This is a genomic window from Cohnella xylanilytica (assembly GCF_014212175.1).
Lineage (GTDB): Bacteria > Bacillota > Bacilli > Paenibacillales > Paenibacillaceae > Cohnella > Cohnella xylanilytica.
Genome location: NZ_JACJVR010000151.1, coordinates 1 through 22,473 on the forward strand (window position 1 = coordinate 1; position 22,473 = coordinate 22,473).

Consider the following 22,473-nt stretch of genomic DNA (forward strand, 5'->3'; position numbering starts at 1 on the left):
AGTACTTTCGAAATTCAGGTTTATTTATTTTGGACAAAACTGGACCCTCTAAAAAATCAATTGCCGGTCTGCCAAACAATACATACATGTCCGAGTTGTCTCCTGCGTGGAACAGACTGCTCCCGCACACTCGTTTCACCGTCGGGACCCGAACGAATGTTTCTTTCCCAGGCTGCTTGTGAGGAGATAACGAATGGCGTGTACAGTCGGCGGCGGTACCGCCATCCATTATCTATGAGCGAAAAAATAAAGCAATCAACCTTCAGGGAATAAAAAACTTACATTCAAGTCAAAGTCAATCAGTCCTGCAAGCTTGATCGTCTCTTTACCAAAGGTCTCCGCAAAAGCATTAAATATGACGCCGTCTTTACTAAATGAAGCATCTGAAAAACTGATCTGGTAAAGATCGTCCCCAACGGCTTCCTTACAAGCATTTTTAATCTGTGTTTCGAATAAATCCTCAACTGCGTATTGAGCATTTTTGCCAATCATCTTCACATCCATTTCCTTACTCCAATGCCACGGTATCATCTTACGTCCTCTACGCCATCTTTCGACAAGATGTACGTTTTCAAGACCGTCTACAACACTTTGACCTGCATGCTCACTAACAATAACCTGTAATGTTCCATTTGTTCTCTTGATGCCCGAAGATAATGCCTGGAAGACTTTATTTACTGCCTGTAATTCTTCGTTCTCCGAATCCTCTTCGGTATCATCAGGGAAGTGAGTTTGACTAGGCTGATCAATAACCAATAGGCTCGGAACATACGGGATGTCCTGGGTAACGAAAAGTTCATGTAGTGCTAACAATGTTGTAACATGATATCCGAGCCAGTTAGCACCGCTGCCTATTTCACGTAGCCATGCAGTGCCTCCTTTTTCGTCAATAACACGAATGGTTAACCTATTTGTATCAAGTTGGATGAGATCGTCACCCGTCTCTAGTTCCAAAATTTCACCGTAATGACCTGCAAACCTCGAGAACTTAAACAGGGCTGTTTCTTTCCTTTGGGCAAAGGTATCAAAATCGACTTCCTTCAATAATTGTGCCTCTTCATCCTTTAAAACGGCAATTTCGCTTGCAAATATCCCTTCATCGGTCAGCGACTCATGCAGATTAATGAATTCCGCAGTTCTACCAACAAACATTGCGCGTTGTTCTCTGGTAGCCTGCATTTCTTCGGTTTCTTCCTGTATGTACTCACGTTCCGACCTCACCTGACGAAGTTCAGACTCTTTAGCTGCGATCTGTTTCTGAATATCTACCTCTTCTGCATCCAACATTGGCGGAACTAGCTCAACAGCCTTCCATTGGGCTTCAACTTTTTGAGTAGACTCAATCAGCTTGTTGAGCTCTTTAGAAGGAGATTCATTGTTTTTTCCACAAAGGGGACACGTGTGATCGGTACTCAGTCGATCAACAAGCCATGAAGTTGAAGAAAGCCTGTCCCTCTTTCTAGAGATGTTAATTTCCGAAGTTGCCCGTGCTAAGGAAAGCTCTCTTATTTGAGTGAGCCTCACCCTCAATGTTGTGATTTCAGAATTAAGCGTGGCTTCCCGTTCACGTAACCATGAAAGTCTTTCGGTATTGATATGGTGACCATCTGAATCCCAGTATTTCGGATCTTTCTTCCAAGTAGCCACGATATCTTTAAGTCGCTCGAACAAGACTTGAGTATTCGTATCATCTATTTTTTGTGAAGGGACCAATCCATACTGCGCCGCGGCTATGTACCTTCCTCTGACCTCACCTGAGAAATTCTCAATGTTTATTTTTAATGCTTCAAGTTGTCGCTGTTTCCGTTCAATTAACCGTCTAACTTCTTGTAAGCGATGCTGTTTTATCAAGGTTTCAGCGTCGACTACCCCTAATACCAGTGGGAATATCTCTCGTAACTTTCTAGCGTGCTCCTCAACATCTGCTTCAAAGAACATTGTTTCATTATTCGCAACTATCCGCTGTGGCTGAAACATAAAAGCGGTCATATCGGCAATAGACGCTCTTCCCTTAAAACCGCTACCTGTCTCATTAAAGTCCGAACTCGATTGAGGTATTTTCGCCAATCTTTCCAAAATACCCTTGGCATTATCACGGTTTGCATTTTTCTCAGGGATATCCGGAATCGAAACCGTTACCCCTTCCGCAATCATATAATCATCAGTTGAGTTCTGGTCACCCGGATCTCTACGAACAAATAACTTTTCTCCCTCAACCGTACTAAACAGTAACCCATACCATGCTGATGTACGTCGAATTGGACCGATCTTAGGGATGGAACAACCTCCCGATCCGAGACAATAATCGATTATTTCAATAATGGCTGACTTTCCGCTACGACTCGCTCCGGTGATGTAGTTAATCGCTCCTGGTTTAAAATTAAGTATACGCGGAGTTTTGTTCGGCTCTTTAGCCCAAATGATGATCTTCAATATTGCAAAGTTCATTTTAGTGGCTCCACTCCTAGAATCGTCAGATATTCAAAAACCGTCATGCTCCCTGCCCATACCCCTAATTTATTGGCTGCTTTTAATACAGCCTTTGTTTCATCTGATACCTTCTTCGGGAACTTGAAGGGAGCTTCGGATGAAAAGTAACCTTCTTCAAGGGTGATCAGTTTACACGCAATAGCTACGTTCAGGGATCGAAACGTTCTGTTCTCCATTGCCTTTAGTCGATTATCGATATTAAAGATAGTCTCATTCTGAGCGACCGAACTGGCTGTGTCCCGATCTAAAATCGAACGTAGTCCAGACGACTGCTTTCTTTTCAAGATCATCTTTCGACTGGTATCATGAAATACCAAAGGAAGAACACAGACTAAGTGCCATAAAGTCAGGGGCTGCAGGTCTTCTGCAGGTCGTGAGATAAACCCCTGAGTAAACGCCCAAAGCGCATTCGCCCCAAGAGCAGGGTTCTGCATTATTTCATACTCACGTAAAAGTGTTCCGCTCATGGTTTAGGGCTTTCCTTTCGATAAGGATTTAAAACCAGGATGCCAACCAATAACAGGCTCCTGCTCTTCGGTGAAATGAGCCAAAGCATGGAAGTTACCACAGGAAATTGATTTTGGCATAATCTCATTATGGATGAATGTGTTTTGCTCTAAAGTTAAATCCAAACACTCCTGTCCCTTTAGTTCGTCTGTAGGGAAGGGCTGTCTGTATGCTCGTCTACTTGCTGTTTCCCAGGATTTTTTCAAATCCTTCTCATATTGCAAAAGGGTTGTCTCGGAAACCGCATTATTATCAGACCACTTTATGCGGGTGTCTTGTGCATGCAAATAGTTCAAAATAGCTTCCCTGATCAAATCCTCATCAACATTAATCCAATCTAGTTGCTTAACGAAACCGTGGGATTCATACTCACTTATATCGACGTCCATATCAAATGGCTCAATTATTGCTGACAATCGAGCAACTGTTACTTTTCTGAACAGCCCTTGAAGCTCTTTATCGAAATCGGCTCGGGCAATTCGAGGTTGTTCCCCGCGTTCAACTAATTCTCTAATCTTACGTTTTACCCAACCATTCATTTGATCAAAAAGTCCGACTTTCATACCCGGCTCAAATACCCTAAGAGCCTGCAGTTCTTCAAGATTACCCCCAAACTTAGAGCTCATCTTGTCGAAGACAGAAACCTTTAAGATCAAACTATTTAACTGATCATCACTAAGTTTGCTTAGAGTTTTTCCAAAAGGAACCAAGTCGTCCCTTAGAGTCGGAATCATGCTCAGTAGTTCATCACAAACAGCCTTAGCTGATTTTTTTTCAGTTGCTCCGTTGATCCGTCTCGCAAGACAGTTAGCCGAAAGGGTCCCATTCGTAACAAGATGGAACTCTGACGATTTCAATACGGTTAGGTTTCCTTTAATTAACTCAGCCCATATATGTAAAGTCTTCCACAATGCTACGCTTCTATCGGAGAGTGGAGATCCAGAATTGACCGTAGATTTATCTTGTTCCCGAATCTCATTACCGCTATTGAGGTGGACACTTACATCATCAATATCTTCGACACCGATTTCGACTACATCTACCCCAGACTGGAATAGTCTATAAGTCGCACGGTCAAACTGATACACATATCCTAAAGCCTGTCCAGAAGCAGAATGATCTGTAGTCATCTTTAAACCTCACTTTACCTGTGACTTATATACTATTTACGACATTTTATTTGCATTTCCTGCTTCTGGGAGAAACTAGTTACGAGAGCTTGTGCGAGCTTATCGGACAGCGCGCGCCCGAATTAAAGGTAGGGGATGTCATTTTGGCAAGAATCCAGGGTGCAGACTTTGATCAACCAATAGGGTTTTACCGGCAAATGAAGATGGATGAATCGACAAACACAACCAAACATTCTTATGTGTCTGCCATCCAGTTGTTTGAAGAACATTGGGGCATGTATCCTGTACGCAAAGTGGCAGTCGGGATTACTCAGCTCATGAAAGAGGACGAATATCAGCTACAGCCTCCTCGTATAAGCATGTCATTTCTTACAATGTTGATGGAAATGTAGAAGCTGATGCTTGAACGAAGCGAGATTAAAGGAGCATTTTAGAGGGGTAGTGCTCGAAAGCCTTGCATAAGCGACTTCCGAGCATTCAGAGATTACATCTTTAATCATAATTTATTCGCTTTATTTAACTCCGGTCTTCCAAACAACACTTGCTTGTCCGAATCAAATAAATTGCGATACACTACCTGCCCCCGACTTGAGGAAGCATCCACCACCTTGCCATCTCCCGCATAAATTCCAACGTGCGTTATTTCCATAAACCTACCATTTCGCTCGTAGCTCCAAAATACAAGATCGCCAGGAACCAGGTCTGCCGCGCTTACTGTCAGGCCATTTTCTACGCAAAATCTTGCTTGTTCCGCTGCGGTTCGTGGCAGGCTAATGCTTAGCTGTCGATAAACCCACTGAACGAGATAGCTACAATCAGTAAAGTCATCCTGTCCGGCCTTCGGTTGACTGTACGGATCGCCTAAACGAGTTAGCGCCAATTTGACGACTTCGCTGCCTATTTCTCCCTCGGGCAAATGCTGCCCAATATCCGCAAGCTGCCCCGGCGTCAAGCCAATATCCGTTTCTTTACCCAGCATCGCAAACATGAGTGGCCGAAACTCTCCAGACATCATTTCCTTCATGATGTCCATCTGTTCATTTGTAAAGTGATAAGATTCAGCCTGTTGCTCCGCAGTTTTGCTCGAAACGGTAATATGCAAAATGTGTTCATAGCTGGTAGTCGTCTCTTCGCTGATAGTCCCATCTTCATGCTCTACCGTAACGCTTTCCGTATATTCGATCGTTTCGATACGGGATTCCAGTTGATTCATGTCCCAAAACACCGCTTGGATGATCCCGATCCTTGTTGCATCAAGTGTTGCTACATCCATTCCGTTTTCTGAATCCATGACAGTCTTCACGGCAAAAACGGCTATAATATCCATCCAATTATCTATTCGCGTGTTGTCCGCGCTACCGGGGTAATGAAACTCCACCCGATCTACTTGGCCGGCGGACTGCTGTATTTCTGCCAGGCGATCGGCAAATTCAGCGTCCAGCTCCTGAACGATTCGGGAAAGCGGCTTTACATCGGCATCTGTATTTTCACTTGATACAAAGATACTGAAAGGAGAGGAAATGACAGCCGCTATTGCCATGACAATGCACAACAATACGATCACTGTACTGCTGATCCCCAAAAGCGCGGCCACTCCTTTGACAAGCAAAGCGGCTGCTTTTACTACCATTTTAATGATCCGAAGATTTAATCGCGCTGCAGCTTGTGCCCTTTGAATGGAACGGCGGGCAGTCATCGCCATCTGTGCAGTCCGCTGCGCTGTCCTGGCGCTATTCATTTTTCCTTCCGCTTGATAATCAGAGTGGCTTTTAGCCTGTCCTAGCCGTTGTCCCGTTTTTATAAATGGCGATAATGTCTTAAATTTCTTTTCTTTACGTTTGATCGTATGGCTTGCTTGCTTGGATATAGCGAAGGGGATTCGGGATGACGGTGGCCTGAAATGCCGCTTCCTCATGCTTACGGTCGTTAGCGCTTTTGGACGATTCACGCGTACATTTGCTGAATGAGATGCCGTGGCGGCAAATGCTCCTTTTTTCCCGGCTGGTTCTTGATGTCTGCTTCCCCGATGTAAGATTCCGTGAGGAACGCTAGCATTGCGAGAAGGATGCAGAAGCCGGGCATTGACCCGGCTCCGTATAAAGCGTTGTTTTTTTGATTGATGGTTAGCTGACAAGAGATATTTCCCATCTACCGGCTTGCGGAGATGCAACCTACGGGCAAGTCGCAATTGACGTGTACCTGAAGGCTTAGTAATTATAGCAGCGGGGTTCTGTATCGATACCGTATCCCCTTCTGACTTTGCCCGCCTTTTTTGAATGAGCCTTATCAATCTTTTGCTAGCAACCACGTTCATTCTAATTTGAAAACGTACCGTTTTATCTATGGCCGATTCAGAATGGTGCTGCGCAAATTCATTTGGAGATTGTGAAGTCGTCTTGTCATTGTCTTTATGCCGTTTTGTGCGGGCGCTCGAATGTTTCACACGATCCATCAAGCTTGGCAGTCTGTCCAAACGTTTAATGTCTTTCACAACAGTCCTCGTTTTAATATCCTTCATCTATTCCACTCCCTTAGCTGACTGCCATTCAGCGAACTTGTTCGTTCAGCCGCTTGAAAATCTTCTCCTGGCTTTGGCAATAATCCGGGTAACGAAGTTGAATCGCTTCAAAAAAATAGGGAGCGTAGCTGCAATCGAATAATTCGTGGGGAGTAGAGTAGCGTTCCTCACCTTTTTCCGTCCAGCCATTCCACAGATTAAAAGCAAGCCTGCACACGCGGATAGAACTGCCGGTTTGCCACGAGGCTGCAAGACCTCCGGGTTTAATGCCCCCATTAGAAAAATCAAACAAATCGCGGATATGACTCCGAGTATCGCGGGAAATACCTAATGTGTAGAAAAGTGCCCGATGATAGCCGTCACTGCATTTCCTTTCATCCAGCATCCGATAATAGAAGCTTTCGTGTTCAGCATCTCGAAATTGAATCGGATTCATTGCTACCTGCCCCTCTCATGGAAAATGAGCGGCTGGTTTTAACCAGCCGCCTACATAAAGCTCTTTACCTATCTGTTCATTTTGGCAAGCAAATCGGACCCTTTGACCTACCGCAATCACATTTTTTTGAGAAACTGCGCCATTTGTTTTAAGCCGCGTTCAATAGATTTTCGTACTGCACGTTCATCAACTTGTTCAGCTTGGGCAATCGCTACTTTGCTCATGCCTAAGAAGAAGTGAGCATAAATTCGTCTGAACGGTTTTTCCGGCAATCGACACAAAGCCGCATAAAGCTGCTCATTGGAAAGCTTACGCTCGTAATATTCCTCCGGGGAAATCGAAAGGAAAAGAACATCTTGTTCTATACCGTCGTTCCGATCAAGCGAGTAATAAGCGCGATGACGATAGGTGCGCAATTTGTATGCACTTTCGTTTAAGTCGAAACGGCGGATTTCTTGCGCCACTTCATCATCTAAGTCGATCCATACATCCGTTTTGATAAAGGGATACATGTCCCGCAAATTAATCCTCTTCATATTCGTCCCTCCATTTTGGTTTGTGGGCAAACCAAAATGGAGGGGGAGAGCGACAGCCAACGCTCCCTTTAAAACGATTGTTGATTTTGTTACATAAATAAAAAAGACCTAGCCGCTCAGCAATCCAATGCTGATTTGCAGCCAAGTCTGATAGTAATATCCATCGTTGAGGCGTTATGAGCCATACGAATAGTAAAAACACATAAAAGGATCGTGGTTTGACATTGCATGCAACGTGGGGCACATAATATCAATTTCCCTCCTCACATGGCAACACCATTGCGAGAGGAATAGCCAGTCTGTTTTATGATGGTGTTGTCCTACGTTTTAGTTCAAACGCTCCTTTTTGACTGTCCCGTATCACATGCCTTCAGCACTCGTCACTGTAATAGCTACCTTCTTTTGGGTTTCAATCAGAAAATAAAAAGAGCGCTTCGCTTCTTTTTGCTGACGCAGCAAAAATTGAAGCGGCGCTCAATGGCTGGAATGCAAAGTAATGCGCATAGAATGAATAATGACGTATCCAGTTCAGATGGCATTTCTACCTATTTCTAAAATAACAGATTAATAGGAACCGCATCATCGCCCTCCTTTCATCGGTATGATTGTACGACTTAATGCGGAAACATGACGAAACCATGGAACAAGTTATGCCCGTTTCGTCAATCCTCGCTTCACAAACATAAAGGACAGCCGATGATCTTGTAGGCTGCCCTAAAGCTTGCTATACTATCATCGTATCAGGAAAATCGTGCATATCGGGTGCACAATTCGTGCAAAACAAGAGCAAATCTAGTGCGGCGTTCGGTGCATGTTCGGTGCAAGAAAGATTCACGGCATCTCATCTCTTGGTGAGGAGTTAATCGTACTCGGAGAGATTGAACTGACTGCTAAAAATGGGGGTAGACCCTAGAGCCTGTTTGAAAAGATGGGGGATTGAGGTGATATTCTTCAATTCACGAACCATAAAAATAGAAGATGCGTATATGCATCTTCTGAAGTAATGATATGATCAGTCTTCTCCAAAGGAATCCAGTTCCAACAGGACCGCCCGATCTTTGATTTTTCGATATACTTTATGCAGAATTCGCTTCCGATGATAAAAGAACGCGCGGCGGGAAAGTGCAATGCGATCCATAATGACCGAAAGCGCCAGTTTATCCAAATATCGTAGACGAACGAACAAAATTTCCTCTGTGGTGAGAGACGAGAAAGCGTAATCGATCAATCCGATTCTCGATAATAGCAACGGGATTTCATGTTCAGTGATCTCTATCCGATGAATGACCGTACGCAACAATGGTTCTTGTTTTCTTCCATTGCCATGATTCACCCACTCATGCAAAGCCCTCGTAAATCCCGGAATATGCTTAAGCTCTGCCTGCGCATATTCCAACCTTGCTTTTCAATCACTATAGGACATAAGCCATGCTTCCACTTTTTCATAGGGGATGGACTGTTGAGTAAGATTCATCAAACACCCTCCCCAATTCCAAGAAATACTACAACTCTCTTTCCGCAAAACTGCTGAATGAAGTGCAAATCAATCCATGCTAATAAACATAATTCACGCTCCGTTTCTAATTGATCCATGACGATCATCCCTTCATTGTTATATTGGGGACAGCCGCATCATTACGTAAGTTAAAGGCACCATCCTCTTCATTTTACGAGAGCCTGTCCCATTTTGATTTTCTTCAGACTTCGATTCACGACAACAATCTCCAGCATTCATCTTTTTTCTCTCCACCTCCTTTGGTCCGGGATAATGTTCCTATTCTTCCTCATATTTCCCTTTCATTTTACCTATTATTAGTTCGAATGGGGAGGGTGATCTTTTTGTCACCCTCTGCCATGACATTTTTGTCAAAAATCCTCGAATTTCCTCAAAGCTTGTTTCAATTTCAGTCCCATTATCACGTAGCATAGTGCTGATCATACAGACCTCTTCGTTTCGCCTTCTCAGCAGCTTCTCGAATGGATCGGGTGTCGAATTTACGAGTGATATGACGAACATGCGATTTCAGGGTGTTCGAAGTAATGCCAAGTAATTCTCTGATAATTGTCTGTCGATAGCCCAAGCCTATGAGTTGTAAGATTTCTTTTTCCGTAGGTGTGAGCATGCATTGCAATTCTTTTCGCTTTATTAACCCAATTTCATTGCGGATTATCGCCGCGACATCCGCATGGAGAGAGGACTGGCGGCGGTATGCTTCCCTGATTGCAACCGGTATGTCCAAATAATTGGTCTTTGTAATATAATTGACGGCTCCAGCTACAACTGCATCCACCATGACTTCCGGATCATGTATCGAAGAAAGGACAATAATCGGTAACGCTTTATTTCTGAGAATCTCCGCTAAGACATCCAACCCGTCCCGTTTGGGTGAATTCAAAATCATATCCAAAATCATTACGTCAACGTCTAATTGTACGCTCGCTTGGATCGCTTCTTCTTTTGTCGAAACGATGTTAGACAAATCAATATCCGACTCGGATTTAATCAACATAGCGAGTCGCTGTTGCCAAACTAGGTCTCCATCCGCCAGTAATACTTTGATACTCCCGTTCTTCTTACGGATCAGATCTTTTATCTCTAAAGAAAAGCTTGTTTGTTTGTTCATAACCGATCACCTCTTTTTATTTTCAAATGACAAAAAGACACGCCCCCTCACTGGCGTGCCTGCTTGTCATCTTGGTGTGGTTTGAGAGGGTAACCCGGCGATCATTGCACTAGTGCAGAAGACCCGTGGCTTTGCGTCCCTGTCTTTCGATCAGGTTTGCCTTTTTTCCTAGTCTATTCGACATATTTGTATTGATTTATTTTACCATATTTCAATAGATGCCAAAAGTTTGCTTGGTGTCACACCTTAGTCACGTATGTTCGAACATAACACAACCCTCTTCTTCTTTGGGGGTCTCGCCAACATTTTAACGAAAATATACGCTAAGCAAAGGCAAAGGCGCTGCCAACCTACCGGCAGCGCCTTATATGCCGAACATGTTCAACTCAACTCGAGCTGCAACAGTTCGGCCCTTCATGGCTCAAGGCTTGATAGCACTTATCGCGGCGACACCAGACACCAGGTATTGTTCGACATTTGCGCCGGGAATCTAATTCTTGATGAATGTCCAGGATTCGTCTTTAGGTTCGATCTCAATTTGGGTAAAACCGCTTTGCGCAAGCATGGCCTCCAGTTCGCCGATGGAGGAAACTCCTGAAATACACCCTGGATAGATACGGTCGATATCGCGGGTGGTGTCAGCAACGCTTGTACTACTCCATTATACATAGGGACACTAGTTTGAGTCGTCTTTCCAGATAAAGGGTTGGCGCTACGGCGTTGACCCTTTTCAGCTTAAAGATCAAGCATGCCTGCTTGCAACTTCTTAATCTCGGAATAAAACCAGAATTTGTGGGAAGGAATGTATATTAAGTTCATGGACTCTTCCCGCTTTGGATAACAAGCTGAAGAAGAAAGAACCATTTGTTGTTGAGGGGACTATTCGTTATGGTTAATAAAACAGGTTCCGCTATTGGCATTATCCCATCATTTTCAATCATCGCCCTAGCGGTAGGGTTAATGAACCATGTCATGGTCATTCCCTCCCTGCTGCAAGAGGCGAAAAGAGACGCGTGGTTAAGTATTTTGGCTGTGATTTTGCCATATATAATTTGGACCCTGCTTCTTTACTACATCATGAAAAAAACAAAACAGCAACCGATAGCGGCTTGGTTGCGCGAAAATTACGGAACGGCGATAAGCGTCTCGTTTCGGGCTTTTTTCATTGCTTACCTATTTTTGCTCATGGTTTTGACGGCGAAAGATACAACCGTTTGGACGCATGCTTCCTACTTGCCAAAAACGCCACAACTTGTTTTATCCGCTTCGTTGGTTCTTTTATGTTGTGTTGCCGCTCAATCCGGAATTCGATCGATCGCGATTTCATCGGGCATTTTGCTGCCATTCGTGGTGGTATTTGGGGACTTCGTCATGAGCGCCAATCTTCCCAAGAAAAATTATTCCTTATTGACACCAGTCATGGAACATGGAGTGGAGCCCGTCCTCAAAGGATGTATGTATGTAGGGGGGGGACTTGTAGAATTAATTATAATTTTGCTATTTCAACATCGAATGAAATCGAACATTCGTCCATGGTCGTTATGTTTATTAGCCATCTTCTTGGTTATATTGGTATTTGGGCCCGTTACGGGTGCAATCGCCGAATTTGGACCTTTTGAAGCAGCCAAACTGCGATACCCGGCCTATGAAGAATGGCGTCTCGTACAGGTTGGAAAATATATTCGTCATGTCGATTTTTTATCCATTTATCAGTGGCTATCAGGAGCTTTTGTCCGAATTTCCATCTCGCTCCTTTTACTTATTGATTTATTGCCAGCAAGTCAGAATAAGAACATGAAGCTTATTTGGCTAACGATACTCGGCATCGTCATGGTCTTCCTTGTTGAACTGCCCATTAGCGATATGCAATATGCCAGTTTCTTGAAGCATGTCTATTTACCTTTGTCATTAGGAATCGTTGTAGGCGTATCGCTTTTGTTGTTTATAGCTGTACTCGTGAAAAATAAAACTGGGGTGAGTCGACAATGAAATTTCGCCGGTTTTGGAAATCCCTATTGAAGAATGGAACAAAGAATACGCCCTCTTTAGAACGATCTGTCGCCATGCCCCAAAAGGACGAATGGTCACCGGAAGGGTTCCGCTCCTTATTTCGCAATTGCGCAGATGTGAAGATGGATAAGTATGACTTTGGCGATGTGGACTCCCTGCAAACGGTACACCTTATCTATTGCGAAGGGTTGGCGGAAATTCAGCAGATCAACGATTACGTGCTTCCGCGATTGGAAAGTATGTTGCATCATTCGAAACCTGGTATAGGGTTCGATAAAAAGCTGGAATTAACCCGAGTCGATCAGACTGGGGATCTGACAACCCGCGTATTTTCGGGTCAACTCATCATTTACTTTTCAAACCTGAATGCTCTTTATGCATTGGATATTGCTTCTCCCCCTCATCGAAGCCCCTCGGAATCAAACACGGAAATATCCATCAAAGGGCCAAAAGACGGGTTCGTGGAAGAACTAACAACCAACGTAGCATTAGTTCGCAAACGCCTTCGCACCAATTCCCTTTGTTATGAACAATTTACGATTGGAAGAAGGAGCAACAGCAAAGTGGCTTTGCTCTACATCGAAGATATCATTCAGCCTGAAATTGTGAAGGAGGCGAAAACCCGCTTACAACACATCGATATAGATGCCATAATGGGGAGCAGCCAATTGGAAAAAATCATTTCCGATTATTCGTTCACCTTATTCCCTTTACTGGATTATTCCGGTCGCCCCGATTATGTTGCAGACTGTCTCATACACGGACGATTCGCCGTTATTGTCGAGGGGGCCCCTAATGCCATTATAGGACCTGCCAATTTAACCCTCTTACTAAAATCACCTGAAGATGCCTATTTCCCGTTTTATTATGCTACTTTGGGGATGTTTTTGCGTCTTGTGGGTCTAGTCGTATCATTGCTGCTGCCGGGTTTTTGGATTGCGCTTTCGTCCTTTAATGTGGAACAAATACCGTATCCACTTTTAGCAACGATTTCGACGTCAAGAATTGGCTTACCTATGCCTGGGCCCATGGAGGCTTTTTTAATGATCTTTATGTTCGAGCTGTTTCGAGAAGCCGGAGAGAGGCTGCCTAAAGCGGTTGGCCAAACGGTAGCTGTTGTTGGGGGAATTGTGGTTGGGGATGCAGCCATTCGTGCTGGACTTGCCTCAACGACTTTGCTTGTCGTAGCGGCCGTAACCGCAGTTTCAAGTTTTACATTGGTCAATCAATCGCTCGTTGGTTCGGTAACCATCATCCGATTTTTTGTATTGATTTGTTCGTCGGTGCTGGGCATGTACGGATTTATTTTGTCTACGATTGCGATTGTTTTGTATCTTTCGCGGTTGGAGTCCTTTGGTGTACCGTATCTTGCCCCCTTATCCCCTTTAACTTGGAAGGACTTTATTGCGGCTGTTATCCGAAAACCGTGGAACACAATAAATCGCCGACCCGAAATGTTGCATACGAAAGATTCCACGAGAAGAGGTGATTCCTAAATGTCGGGATGGAAGAAATTGACGTCCATCTATTTGATATTCCCACTTCTTTTAACTGGCTGCTGGGATATTAAGGATATTCAAGATGTCAATTATTTAACAAGTATCGGGATCGATTATGTCGAGGGTCAATACGTCGTTTATGGGCAACTGCTGGACTTCACGGATGTCGCAAAAATGGAATCAGGGAAGCCGCTCCAGCCAATTCCCGTGTGGGTCGGTCAAGGCATGGGGGATACGACAATTAGTGCCGTTAATGATTTGTACCACACATCGCAGATGCGGATTTTTTATGGCCAAATTATCACCGTTGTCGTAAGTGAGAACGTATTGAAAAAGGGATTAAAGGAGATCGATGAACTGCGGCACCGCTATTATGAAATGCGCTACACACCATGGTTTTTTGGCACTACAGAGCCGATAGACCAAATTTTCGCGGTAACTCCTTTTTTTAATCTATCACCGCTTATGTCATTGCTTCATCAACCGCAGGAGAGTTACAAACAAGAATCGGTCATTGCCCCGATAACCTCGAGGGAGTTCGTGTCCGATATCCACGAACCAGGAAAGGCGACCCTTTTACCTTCTTTATCCATTTCGGATCGGCATTGGAAAAAAGGTGGAGACCCGCATTCGATGCTTGAAATGGATGGTGTTTTCGTTTTGCAGGATGGAAAATATCGAGGTCGGCTCACCAGGGAAAACATTCCGGGCCTCCGCTGGGTGAAACCCCAAACCCAACGTAGCCCTTTAATACTTCGCAGTGGTGGAAAGCCACAGGTTGCATTGTCTCTCGAGAATCCAAAGGTTAAAATCATTCCGCATGTCAAGGGAAAGGAAGTTACGTATACCGTCGATGTTAAGCTTTCGGGAAATGTTAGCGAGATCATCCAACCCATGTCTGAACGGCTTATGGAGGAGAAAGCGGCAGAACTAGTACAAAATGAAATCAAAAGAACGTTCGAAAAAGGGCTTGAAATCCATTCCGACCTGTTACAACTGGAACATGCGCTGTATCGTCAGAAAAATAAAGATTGGAAAAAGATCTATTCCGAAGGTGGTTACAACTTAACAACGGAATCCCTGCAAGAAATTAAAGTTTCGGTTAAATTGAATAATGCAGGGAAACTAAAAGCACCCTGAATGGCAATACGGATCAATACCGAAGGCAACCTGGCATTAAGGAACTGTCCTTCATTTCAGGTTTAAATGTTTGGCCAATTGGAAAAAATGGGACCATAAAAGGAGTCAATGCAAAATGAGTTGGAGTCAAAAATGGTTATGTTTGTTGATTCGAATTTGTATCGCTTTAGACTGGTTTATTGCGATATTCTTCGGGTTCTGTTTCGCTATAACCGGAAGAATGTATATGTCAGGCTTTCCGGTTTCCTATGTCTTTGTTATATTTACCTGTGTGATTGATGCAACCGTAATTTTACCTTATTTTCTCGAATCCATTAAAAATGCGGGATTTAACAAGAAGGCGAATGAAGGCGGCTGTCGGGATTCCGTTGAACCTTGACTTTGTAAACGCGATTGAAGCTCATTGACACCTTTCGGTTCTTCACAAAGCAACTCCAAAATCTGCAATCGCAGCGGATGAGCCATAATCTTAAAAACATTTACTCTGTATTGCTGAAGTGCAAGTTGCATAACCATACACCTCATTTCGTCTTTGGGGCGATTTCGATTGAGAATAGGCTATGTCCTTGCTGGATCTGGCTTTAAGCTGGAGATCACTTCTTTTTGAGACTCCTTGTTTGATAACGCCGCGCATTCACGGAAAGCGAAATGTTTACAACCTAGACATTTATTCAAATCCAGTTGCAATAGCGCGAAGTTAAGTGCCTCACCGGTATGTCCAAAAAAATGTTCAGCCCCAATTAGCGTATACAACCCTGTTCTCTTCAATACATCCAAAGGCTGAGCTTGAATTCCGGAAACAAGAATATTTCCGCCAAATTTCTCGAAATGCTTCACCAAACTGGACAGATTTGATTCACCCGTCGTATCCATAAAAGGTACTTTGCCCATGCGCAGCAGTAACACTTTCGGTCTTAGATGAATCGTATCCATAATGGACTTTTCAAACATGTTCGCGGCGCCGAAAAAGAGGGGGCCTTCGATGGTATAGATCCCGATTTGTGGACAATCGTGGCCTTCGGTTACCATATGAGCTTTCACTTTTTCATGTTTAGCTGTTGGGTCAGGCAAGACCTTGGAAACCAGTAAGCCGTCACTCATTCGTTTCACAAACAGTATAACAGCCAAAATTAATCCGACTTCAACGGCAGTCGTTAAATTCGTAAAGACCGTTAGCAAAAAGGTAATGAGAAGGACAAAAGAATCGCTCGTTTTGATTTTTAAGACGTGGGCAAATTCTTTTCGTTCGCTCATGTTCCAGGCAACGAGCATCAGAATCGGTGCCATACTAGCAAGTGGGATCTCCGATGCGTAAGGTGCAAACAAAATGAGCACCAGCAGCACAACAATGCCATGTATAATACCCGACAGAGGTGAGACCGCACCGTTTTTGATATTGGTTGCTGTTCGTGCAATGGCTCCTGTTGCTGGAATGCCTCCAAAAAGAGGGGTTACCATATTGGCGACGCCTTGCCCAATCAGTTCCCTATTGCTGTTATGACGACTGCCGGTCATGCCGTCGGCAACAACCGCCGATAATAAAGATTCGATGCCGCACAACATGGCAATAATAAATGCGGGGCGAATCAAGTTTTCAATGCGATCCCAGGTTAGATCAGGGAAATGAAAATGGGGTAAGGTGCTTGGAATAGCTCCAAATGACGATCCAATCGTTGCAACTTCCCCTTTAAAGAATACGGTCGCCACTATAGTGGATACGATAAGCCCTACCAAGGAACCAGGGACCTTCGGTAAAAATTTCGGTGTTAGGAGGATAACTGCCAAACAGACGACCGCTGTGATAATACTGTAGAGATTCGTAGTTGCGAGATGCGTTACAATTTCCTTCATATTTGGTAGAAAATTCTCATGTTTCTCGATACCGCTCAAACCTAAAAAGTTGGCAATTTGTCCGCTGAAGATTATGACGGCAATTCCAGCAGTAAATCCGATGGTTACAGGGCGAGGAATAAATTTTATCAACGCACCGAGTTTAAATAACCCCATGAGAACAAGAATAATTCCCGCCAAAAATCCTGCAAGCAACAAATTTTCGTATCCGTATTCCACGACGATCGCGAAAAGGATCGGAATAAATGCACCAGTCGGTCCGCCAATTTGAAATTTAGAACCTCCGAACAAGGAAATACAAATGCCGGCAACGATGGTGCTATAAATGCCATATTCCGGTTTTACACCAGCCGCAATAGCAAACGCCATCCCTAATGGAATGGCGATAATGCCAACAATGAGGCCTGAAATGAGATCCTTGCGGAATGCGGCTGCATGGTATCCTTCAAATCTTCCCGTACATTTCATCTGAGCTACCTTCTCTTCTTCATATATTTGATTATTTGAATATATGTGAAATGTTACTCCTGTCATCGAATAATGTCAATCGTAATAATCTCGTGTCACTCCGCATGTTTCCTACTGCAAAATAAAAAAACAAGGTGATCCTTGATGTTGCTCATGGATACCCTTGTTTTTCAGTTTAAGATTCATTTCGAATGACCTCAAGTAATGAAATAGCATCAACAAGATGATTATCGAAGATCTGCTTTGTGACTGCGAGCAGATCTTTAATCAACGGGTCACGTAACGAATAAATGACAGAAGTACCATCCTTTAAGCCCGTCACCACATTTTTATTTCGCAATACTGCCAACTGCTGAGAAACGGCTGAACCCTCTGAGCCTAAAATACTCTGTATCTCATTTACGTTTTTATCTCCCTCACTCAGAACCTCCAGGATTCGAATCCGCATGGGATGCGCCAGCGCCTTAAAAAAATCGGCTTTAAACTGTTGGATATTTTGATTCACGGCTAACGCCTCCTTAATCGTTATACTTTTGAATATATGAATATCATAACACAACTTCACCCAAAAGCATTCTGGAAAGAAGGGCATACCGGCGCATGGATTGTGATTTGGTTGCATCTCCTGTATAATACCCCCCCCATATTCAAATATCTGATTATTTGATTTTTCAAAAAGAACATAGGAGTGGGTGCGAATGCCGGGCTATACGAGTAAGGACTCATCACATCAAGATTCGTCATCCTCTCACGAATCGACTGCACCTTTCATGCAGGTAAGCAGGCAAGCAGTCATAACAATGGGGGTTCATGCGTTACATGAGATCGGGTCCAATTCCATTTGTAACGTTTGTATCGCCAATGGAGGTTCCTGTTGTCAAGGGTGTCGACATCTTGTCAAAGGTATCGGATGCCAGATTTGTGATTCGAGTTGCAGGAAATATCGTGAATGATGATGTCATAGGAAGTGTCCAATATGCAGTGGATCATTTTAACGTTCCACTGGTGTTAGTTTTAGGGCATGAGAACTGCGGTGCGGTTATTGAAGCATTAAATAGAAGGAAACATCCAGCTTATTTACAATCTATTGTCAATAAGATTGAACCAGCGGCTGAAAAGGCGATATCCGCTGGATTAGCCGAAGAAGACGTGATCGATCGGGTTGTCATTGAAAATGTCAAATTGGTCGAGGAAGAATTACATGAACATTCAGCCCTAAACGAGAAGTTAGCGAATGGCGATTTGAAAATAATCGTAAGTGAGTATCACCTGGCCTCAGGAAAAGTGACCTGGCTTATATAGGGAATGCTGAATGGTTCTTCAGGAAATTCCCGGCGATGCGACGGCGAGACAGCAACGTGAAAATAAGGCAAAAAAGAACACGGAGCCTGAGCTCTAGGTTCATCACCAGCAGTTGCAGGATAATCACCGATACGCTTGTCTAGACGAGGCGTGCACGAATACAGCCAAGCCCATATTTGCGCTTGCCTTCTCCAAACTTGCCTTCAATCGCGTTTCGTTTGCCGGTGTCCTGCTTGAGGATGCTTTTCCTCGCTTGTCGACCCGTTCTTGGGCTTGCTTCCCAGTGCTGGGCCGCTTAGCCGAATGCCCTTCCTTGCGGAATTGACAGTTCTCGCGCGTGCGGTAGTGTAGATTTGATCCGCTTGAAAAACAGCCGGGTAGCAGCCCATGCGCTCACGGTAATTCCCCAGTACGTCAATCAGCGTCGTGCTCTCGTTGAAGTTGTCCCATGTTTTGTTACATTCTCAACTGAAAAAGTATGAAGCCATTTCGTAAAACTGATTCCCTTTAATTACATTTACTTTGTGGATTGTTGTGTCAGCTTCGCTGGTATTCCGCCATATAAGCCACCGAGGAACGGGCGACAGCTAGAACCGCTCATTGATTTTCTCGTATTCCTTCGCTCGCCGGTAAAACGTAGGCTTTTTCATACCGATCTGACGCATAGCCTCCGTCGCGGTAATCTGGCCAGCTCTCCATTCCCGATACGTTTCCACAAATTTACCGTCGATCTCCTGCTTAGGCCGACCAAATATAACGCCGTCCGCCGGGCAAACTCGATCCCTTCTTGTCACTCTGCTTATCGACAAAAGTAAAACTGTCCTCAATGCTAAGCTCTCGGAACTTTACGAGCTGTCGTTCCGGACTTTGGCCTTTAGACGATACTCGGCCGAATACTCGGCAGAACTTTGTAAGTTTCCTAACAGCCAAGATTTACTGGTGAAGAGTCCATGAGAGATGTATATTAGTGCATAAGCGGCTGATCCTGTTTGCAACAGCCGCCTACTGCTGTTTATCCATTACTCTCCAGGCTTCGTCGTCATCAGGCGATAAAGTTTCGTGTGCCGCGGGAACTTGTCGGTAAACGGTACGAGGGAACTGCCGACCTTCATCAGACCATTCCCGGCGTCAACATTCGTAATGTAGGACAATTGCAGGTCCGAAATGTTGAGTAACTCGGCAAGCTCCATCCGGTCGGTACTGGCCTGATTCAGCATGACGATGAATTCACTGTTTGCAAGCATGGTGCGGGCTGTATGACTTTGTAGCAGATCGTCCACATTTTGCGTAATCCCTGTGCAAAAAGCGCCATACTTTCGGACACGCTTCCAGAGCGTGAACAGAAAGTTGGCACTATATTCGTGCTGGAACAAAAGGTAGATTTCATCAATAAAAATAAACGTATTCTTGCCTCTGGCGCGATTTTGCGTAATCCGATTCAAGATGTTGTCGAGTACGACCAGCATGCCGATGGGAAGAAGCTGCTTGCCCAAGTCGAGAATATCGTAGCAAATCAGCCGATTGTTAACGTTGACGTTGGTCGATTGGGCGAACGTATTCAGACTGCCGGAAGTAAATAATTCAATGGCCAGCGCGATATCCTGCGCCTCCGGTTCTGCTTGCTTGAGCAGCTCCGCGCGAAAATCCTGCAATGTCGGCGGCTGTCCCTTATAGTTGCTCCGCAAATACTTGCGGTACACAGCGGCGGTACAGCGATCGATGAGCGACTTCTCCTTGGCTCCAAGCTGATATCCTCCGATCAACTGCTCGCACAACGACAGGACGAATTCCGATTTAAGAATGATCGGATTGGCTCCGTCGCCATAATCCCGGTGCATATCCATCGCATTGATATGGTTCGACGAAGTAGCAGAAATGTGAATCGTCTCGCCACCCAGCGCATTTACCAGAGCGGAATACTCCCGCTCCGGGTCAATCAGGATAATGTCGTCATCGCTGGCCAATATCTGATTGACGATTTCCCGTTTCGCGGCGAAGCTTTTACCGGAACCGGATACGCCAAGGATAAAACTGTTTCCATTCAGCAGTTGCTTTCGATTGGCGACGATCATATTTTTGCTGATGACGTTTTGCCCGTAATAAATGCCGTCTGGATGCATGATCTCCTGCGCTCGAAACGGGATAAAGACAGCCGTACTTTCAGTCGTGAGCGTCCGCAAAGCATGAACTTTTCGCAGCCCATACGGCAGCACCGTATTCAAACCGTCCATTTGCTGATAGGAGAGCGTGGAAAACTGGCACAAATGCTTGCGGGCCGTAGTGAGTAATGTCTCCGTATCGCTATCGAGTTGTTCTTTGCTGTCCGCGACATGCACCATCGTAAGTAGTCCAAACATCATCCGCTGGTCGCGTGTGGTGAGGTCGCTAAGAAATTCCTTGCTCTCCTTGCGCTGCTGCTCCATGTCGTAAGGGATGACAGCAGAAAAGTTGTTGTTGCGGTTTTGCCGTCGCTGCCAATTCGTAATGTTCGTTTCCACGCCGAGCAGTCGATTCTCCACTTCGCGGACAGCTTCATCGGTCGGAATCGGAATCACATCGAGCGATAGAAGCAAGTTGCGGTTCAAGTCGCACAGTTCGGCTACCATGCTGTCCTTGATGTAGCTGGCGTAATCACGCAGAAAGATGACCCGACCGTAGTATTCGCCCATCCGAAAATGATCTTTGGCAAACTCGAAGGTGTCCGGGCAAATGTAATCTTTGAAATCGTGTCCCTTGCGCATCATCTCCTGCATGTCGAAGCGAAAATCGGCTTCCTCGCCAATCCGGAAGAAGTCATGCAGAATGCGTAGGCGGTCAGCCACATCAAGTTCGGTACATTTCGAGCCGAGACGAGAGAAATGCGCCGTCAACTCCGTGCCGACCCGCGCGAAGTAATGGCGAGCTTCATCCACGTTCTTTTTAACCACGGAAATGGTGATGTATTTCACTTGAATCGTCCCATTTGTGTTGCCATCAGTCGCTTTACCAAGCAACATGTCGTTGTACTCCTGCCGATACACATCCAGCCCGTCGTGCTGGAGCGGAATAAGAATGGAACGTTCTACATCTGCTTGATTAAGCCGCCGATTGTGAATCGTAATCTTCGTCGTCGCGCCGCTGTCAAACGAATTAAGCAATTCGGAGTAGGAAAGGAACATCGTCTCCTTGTCCTCTCTCGATGCGACAGCGTAGTTGATGTCCGCGAAACGGAACGACTTCGAGAATTTGTTGCCAACAGCAAAAATCCCGTCCGGCCAGATGGCGCGGATCGGGATCGCTTGTTGTACGCTTTTGGGAATGACAGACCGTTCCTTGTCCTGCTTCATGGTGCGCCTGAGCGTCTTAATCATTGCGCTTCATCCTTTCTTGCTCACGCTTGTGCAGGCTTCCTTTTAGCGCTTCGTAGTATATGTTGGTCGAGCGGAAGACAAGCCGTCTTGGCATCAGAAACTCCGACTTCACATACACCCACAATAGTCGCTCTGCCGTCATACCGTGATAGCGGATAAACCCGAGCGCGGCGCAGGGAGCTGCCCCCAATATGCACATCCAACTGAGCGTTTCCAGTCCGAAATGACTACGCAGCCCGAAATACAGTCCAATAGCCGCAGCGACCGCCAGAACAGAAAAAAAGAACTGCCGCAAGGACAGTCCGAAGAACAAGCTTTCCGTATAATCCCGGATTTCCCGGTTAATTTTCACTTCCACATTTATCCCTCCCGGATGAGCAGTCTACGCCTCAGGCTCGTTGCGTTCAGAATTGATCAGTGTGTCGTCATCAAATGGCACAGGATTGCTCAATAGTTCCACAGCAAGCTGAAAACCATCCTTTATCCCTTGTAAATATAACCACTCATTCATAATCGCTTGCTTAAAATGGTGTTTGTCCTCCCAAACATCAAATTCAGGCATGCGCTCCATATCCATACCAGCAAACAAGACTTGAACCTGAATTTCGAAAG

General features: G+C 44.9%; 18 protein-coding genes, 2 pseudogenes and 1 riboswitch. Of the genes and pseudogenes, 6 read left to right on the top strand and 14 right to left on the bottom strand.

All coding sequences use genetic code 11. From position 1 onward, the window contains the following. Window positions 1-255 precede the first annotated feature (255 nt). Genes H7B90_RS31605 through H7B90_RS31615 form a run of 3 tightly spaced genes read right to left on the bottom strand, consistent with a single transcriptional unit; the run spans window position 256 to window position 4,127 of the window. On the bottom strand, window positions 256-2,448 hold the full coding sequence (locus tag H7B90_RS31605) for a DUF3732 domain-containing protein (RefSeq protein ID WP_185139893.1): 2,193 nt from the start codon (window positions 2,446-2,448) through the stop codon (window positions 256-258). Next, the gene (locus tag H7B90_RS31610) at window positions 2,445-2,957 is read right to left on the bottom strand and encodes a three component ABC system middle component (protein WP_185139894.1); all 513 of its coding nucleotides are present in this window, start codon (window positions 2,955-2,957) and stop codon (window positions 2,445-2,447) included. Before H7B90_RS31610 ends, H7B90_RS31605 begins: the two co-directional genes overlap by 4 nt. A 3-nt stretch (window positions 2,958-2,960) precedes the next feature. Further along, the gene (locus H7B90_RS31615) at window positions 2,961-4,127 is read right to left on the bottom strand and encodes an ABC-three component system protein (protein WP_185139895.1); all 1,167 of its coding nucleotides are present in this window, start codon (window positions 4,125-4,127) and stop codon (window positions 2,961-2,963) included. Window positions 4,128-4,147: 20 nt separating this feature from the next. Between H7B90_RS31615 and H7B90_RS31620 the strand changes: the two genes are divergently transcribed. Beyond that, entirely contained in the window at window positions 4,148-4,519 is a 372-nt protein-coding gene (locus H7B90_RS31620; protein WP_311772850.1) for a DinB/UmuC family translesion DNA polymerase, read from the top strand. Between the two features lie 104 nt (window positions 4,520-4,623). On the opposite strand, the gene H7B90_RS32635 is transcribed toward H7B90_RS31620, so the two are convergent. The 5 genes from H7B90_RS32635 to H7B90_RS31645 all read right to left on the bottom strand — a co-directional run bounded on the left by H7B90_RS32635 (window position 4,624) and on the right by H7B90_RS31645 (window position 10,241). Beyond that, a complete protein-coding gene (locus tag H7B90_RS32635) occupies window positions 4,624-6,645 on the bottom strand; it encodes a C40 family peptidase (protein ID WP_221482240.1) in 2,022 nt (673 codons plus the stop codon). Between the two features lie 28 nt (window positions 6,646-6,673). Further along, a complete protein-coding gene (locus H7B90_RS31630; protein WP_185139897.1) occupies window positions 6,674-7,081 on the bottom strand; it encodes a DUF6075 family protein in 408 nt (135 codons plus the stop codon). Window positions 7,082-7,197: 116 nt separating this feature from the next. Continuing rightward, on the bottom strand, window positions 7,198-7,617 hold the full coding sequence (locus tag H7B90_RS31635) for an RNA polymerase sigma factor (RefSeq protein ID WP_185139898.1): 420 nt from the start codon (window positions 7,615-7,617) through the stop codon (window positions 7,198-7,200). 1,012 nt (window positions 7,618-8,629) lie between these two features. After that, window positions 8,630-9,013 (bottom strand): hypothetical protein, encoded by a 384-nt coding sequence (locus tag H7B90_RS31640; protein ID WP_185139899.1) that lies wholly within the window; start codon window positions 9,011-9,013, stop codon window positions 8,630-8,632. 520 nt (window positions 9,014-9,533) lie between these two features. Beyond that, window positions 9,534-10,241, bottom strand: coding sequence for a response regulator (locus H7B90_RS31645; protein ID WP_185139900.1), 708 nt, complete (start codon window positions 10,239-10,241; stop codon window positions 9,534-9,536). An 85-nt stretch (window positions 10,242-10,326) separates the two neighbouring features. After that, a riboswitch (cyclic di-GMP riboswitch) is annotated at window positions 10,327-10,412 on the bottom strand. A 717-nt stretch (window positions 10,413-11,129) separates the two neighbouring features. On the opposite strand from H7B90_RS31645, the gene H7B90_RS31650 reads away from it, so the two are divergent. The 4 genes from H7B90_RS31650 (at window position 11,130) to H7B90_RS31665 (ending at window position 15,269) form a co-directional block, all read left to right on the top strand. Next, the gene (locus H7B90_RS31650; protein WP_185139901.1) at window positions 11,130-12,230 is read left to right on the top strand and encodes an endospore germination permease; all 1,101 of its coding nucleotides are present in this window, start codon (window positions 11,130-11,132) and stop codon (window positions 12,228-12,230) included. Then, a complete protein-coding gene (locus tag H7B90_RS31655) occupies window positions 12,227-13,747 on the top strand; it encodes a spore germination protein (RefSeq protein WP_260411372.1) in 1,521 nt (506 codons plus the stop codon). The genes H7B90_RS31650 and H7B90_RS31655 overlap by 4 nt, the downstream gene beginning before the upstream one ends. Further along, the gene (locus tag H7B90_RS31660) at window positions 13,748-14,890 is read left to right on the top strand and encodes a Ger(x)C family spore germination protein (protein WP_185139902.1); all 1,143 of its coding nucleotides are present in this window, start codon (window positions 13,748-13,750) and stop codon (window positions 14,888-14,890) included. It begins immediately after the preceding gene. Between the two features lie 115 nt (window positions 14,891-15,005). Further along, on the top strand, window positions 15,006-15,269 hold the full coding sequence (locus tag H7B90_RS31665) for a hypothetical protein (RefSeq protein ID WP_185139903.1): 264 nt from the start codon (window positions 15,006-15,008) through the stop codon (window positions 15,267-15,269). 179 nt (window positions 15,270-15,448) lie between these two features. On the opposite strand, the gene H7B90_RS31670 is transcribed toward H7B90_RS31665, so the two are convergent. Then, window positions 15,449-17,209, bottom strand: coding sequence for a SulP family inorganic anion transporter (locus tag H7B90_RS31670; protein WP_185139904.1), 1,761 nt, complete (start codon window positions 17,207-17,209; stop codon window positions 15,449-15,451). 175 nt (window positions 17,210-17,384) lie between these two features. After that, window positions 17,385-17,714, bottom strand: a complete 330-nt coding sequence (locus H7B90_RS31675; RefSeq protein WP_036684721.1) for an ArsR/SmtB family transcription factor — start codon at window positions 17,712-17,714, stop codon at window positions 17,385-17,387. Between the two features lie 389 nt (window positions 17,715-18,103). Between H7B90_RS31675 and H7B90_RS31680 the strand changes: the two genes are divergently transcribed. Then, window positions 18,104-18,511: a carbonic anhydrase gene (locus tag H7B90_RS31680; RefSeq protein ID WP_185139905.1), complete on the top strand. Its 408-nt coding sequence runs from the start codon at window positions 18,104-18,106 to the stop codon at window positions 18,509-18,511. Here the strand turns inward: H7B90_RS31680 and H7B90_RS31685 are convergent. From H7B90_RS31685 to H7B90_RS31700, 4 genes and pseudogenes are all read right to left on the bottom strand, one after another. Beyond that, window positions 18,504-18,963, bottom strand: a pseudogene (locus H7B90_RS31685) (transposase); the annotation flags it as partial. The gene H7B90_RS31680 and the pseudogene H7B90_RS31685 sit on opposite strands and share 8 nt — an antisense overlap. Window positions 18,964-19,530: 567 nt before the next feature. Next, the gene (locus H7B90_RS31690) at window positions 19,531-21,861 is read right to left on the bottom strand and encodes a VirB4-like conjugal transfer ATPase, CD1110 family (protein WP_185139906.1); all 2,331 of its coding nucleotides are present in this window, start codon (window positions 21,859-21,861) and stop codon (window positions 19,531-19,533) included. Next, the gene (locus H7B90_RS31695; RefSeq protein ID WP_185139907.1) at window positions 21,854-22,219 is read right to left on the bottom strand and encodes a PrgI family protein; all 366 of its coding nucleotides are present in this window, start codon (window positions 22,217-22,219) and stop codon (window positions 21,854-21,856) included. The genes H7B90_RS31690 and H7B90_RS31695 overlap by 8 nt, the downstream gene beginning before the upstream one ends. Window positions 22,220-22,243: 24 nt before the next feature. After that, a pseudogene (locus H7B90_RS31700) lies at window positions 22,244-22,473 on the bottom strand (hypothetical protein); the annotation flags it as partial.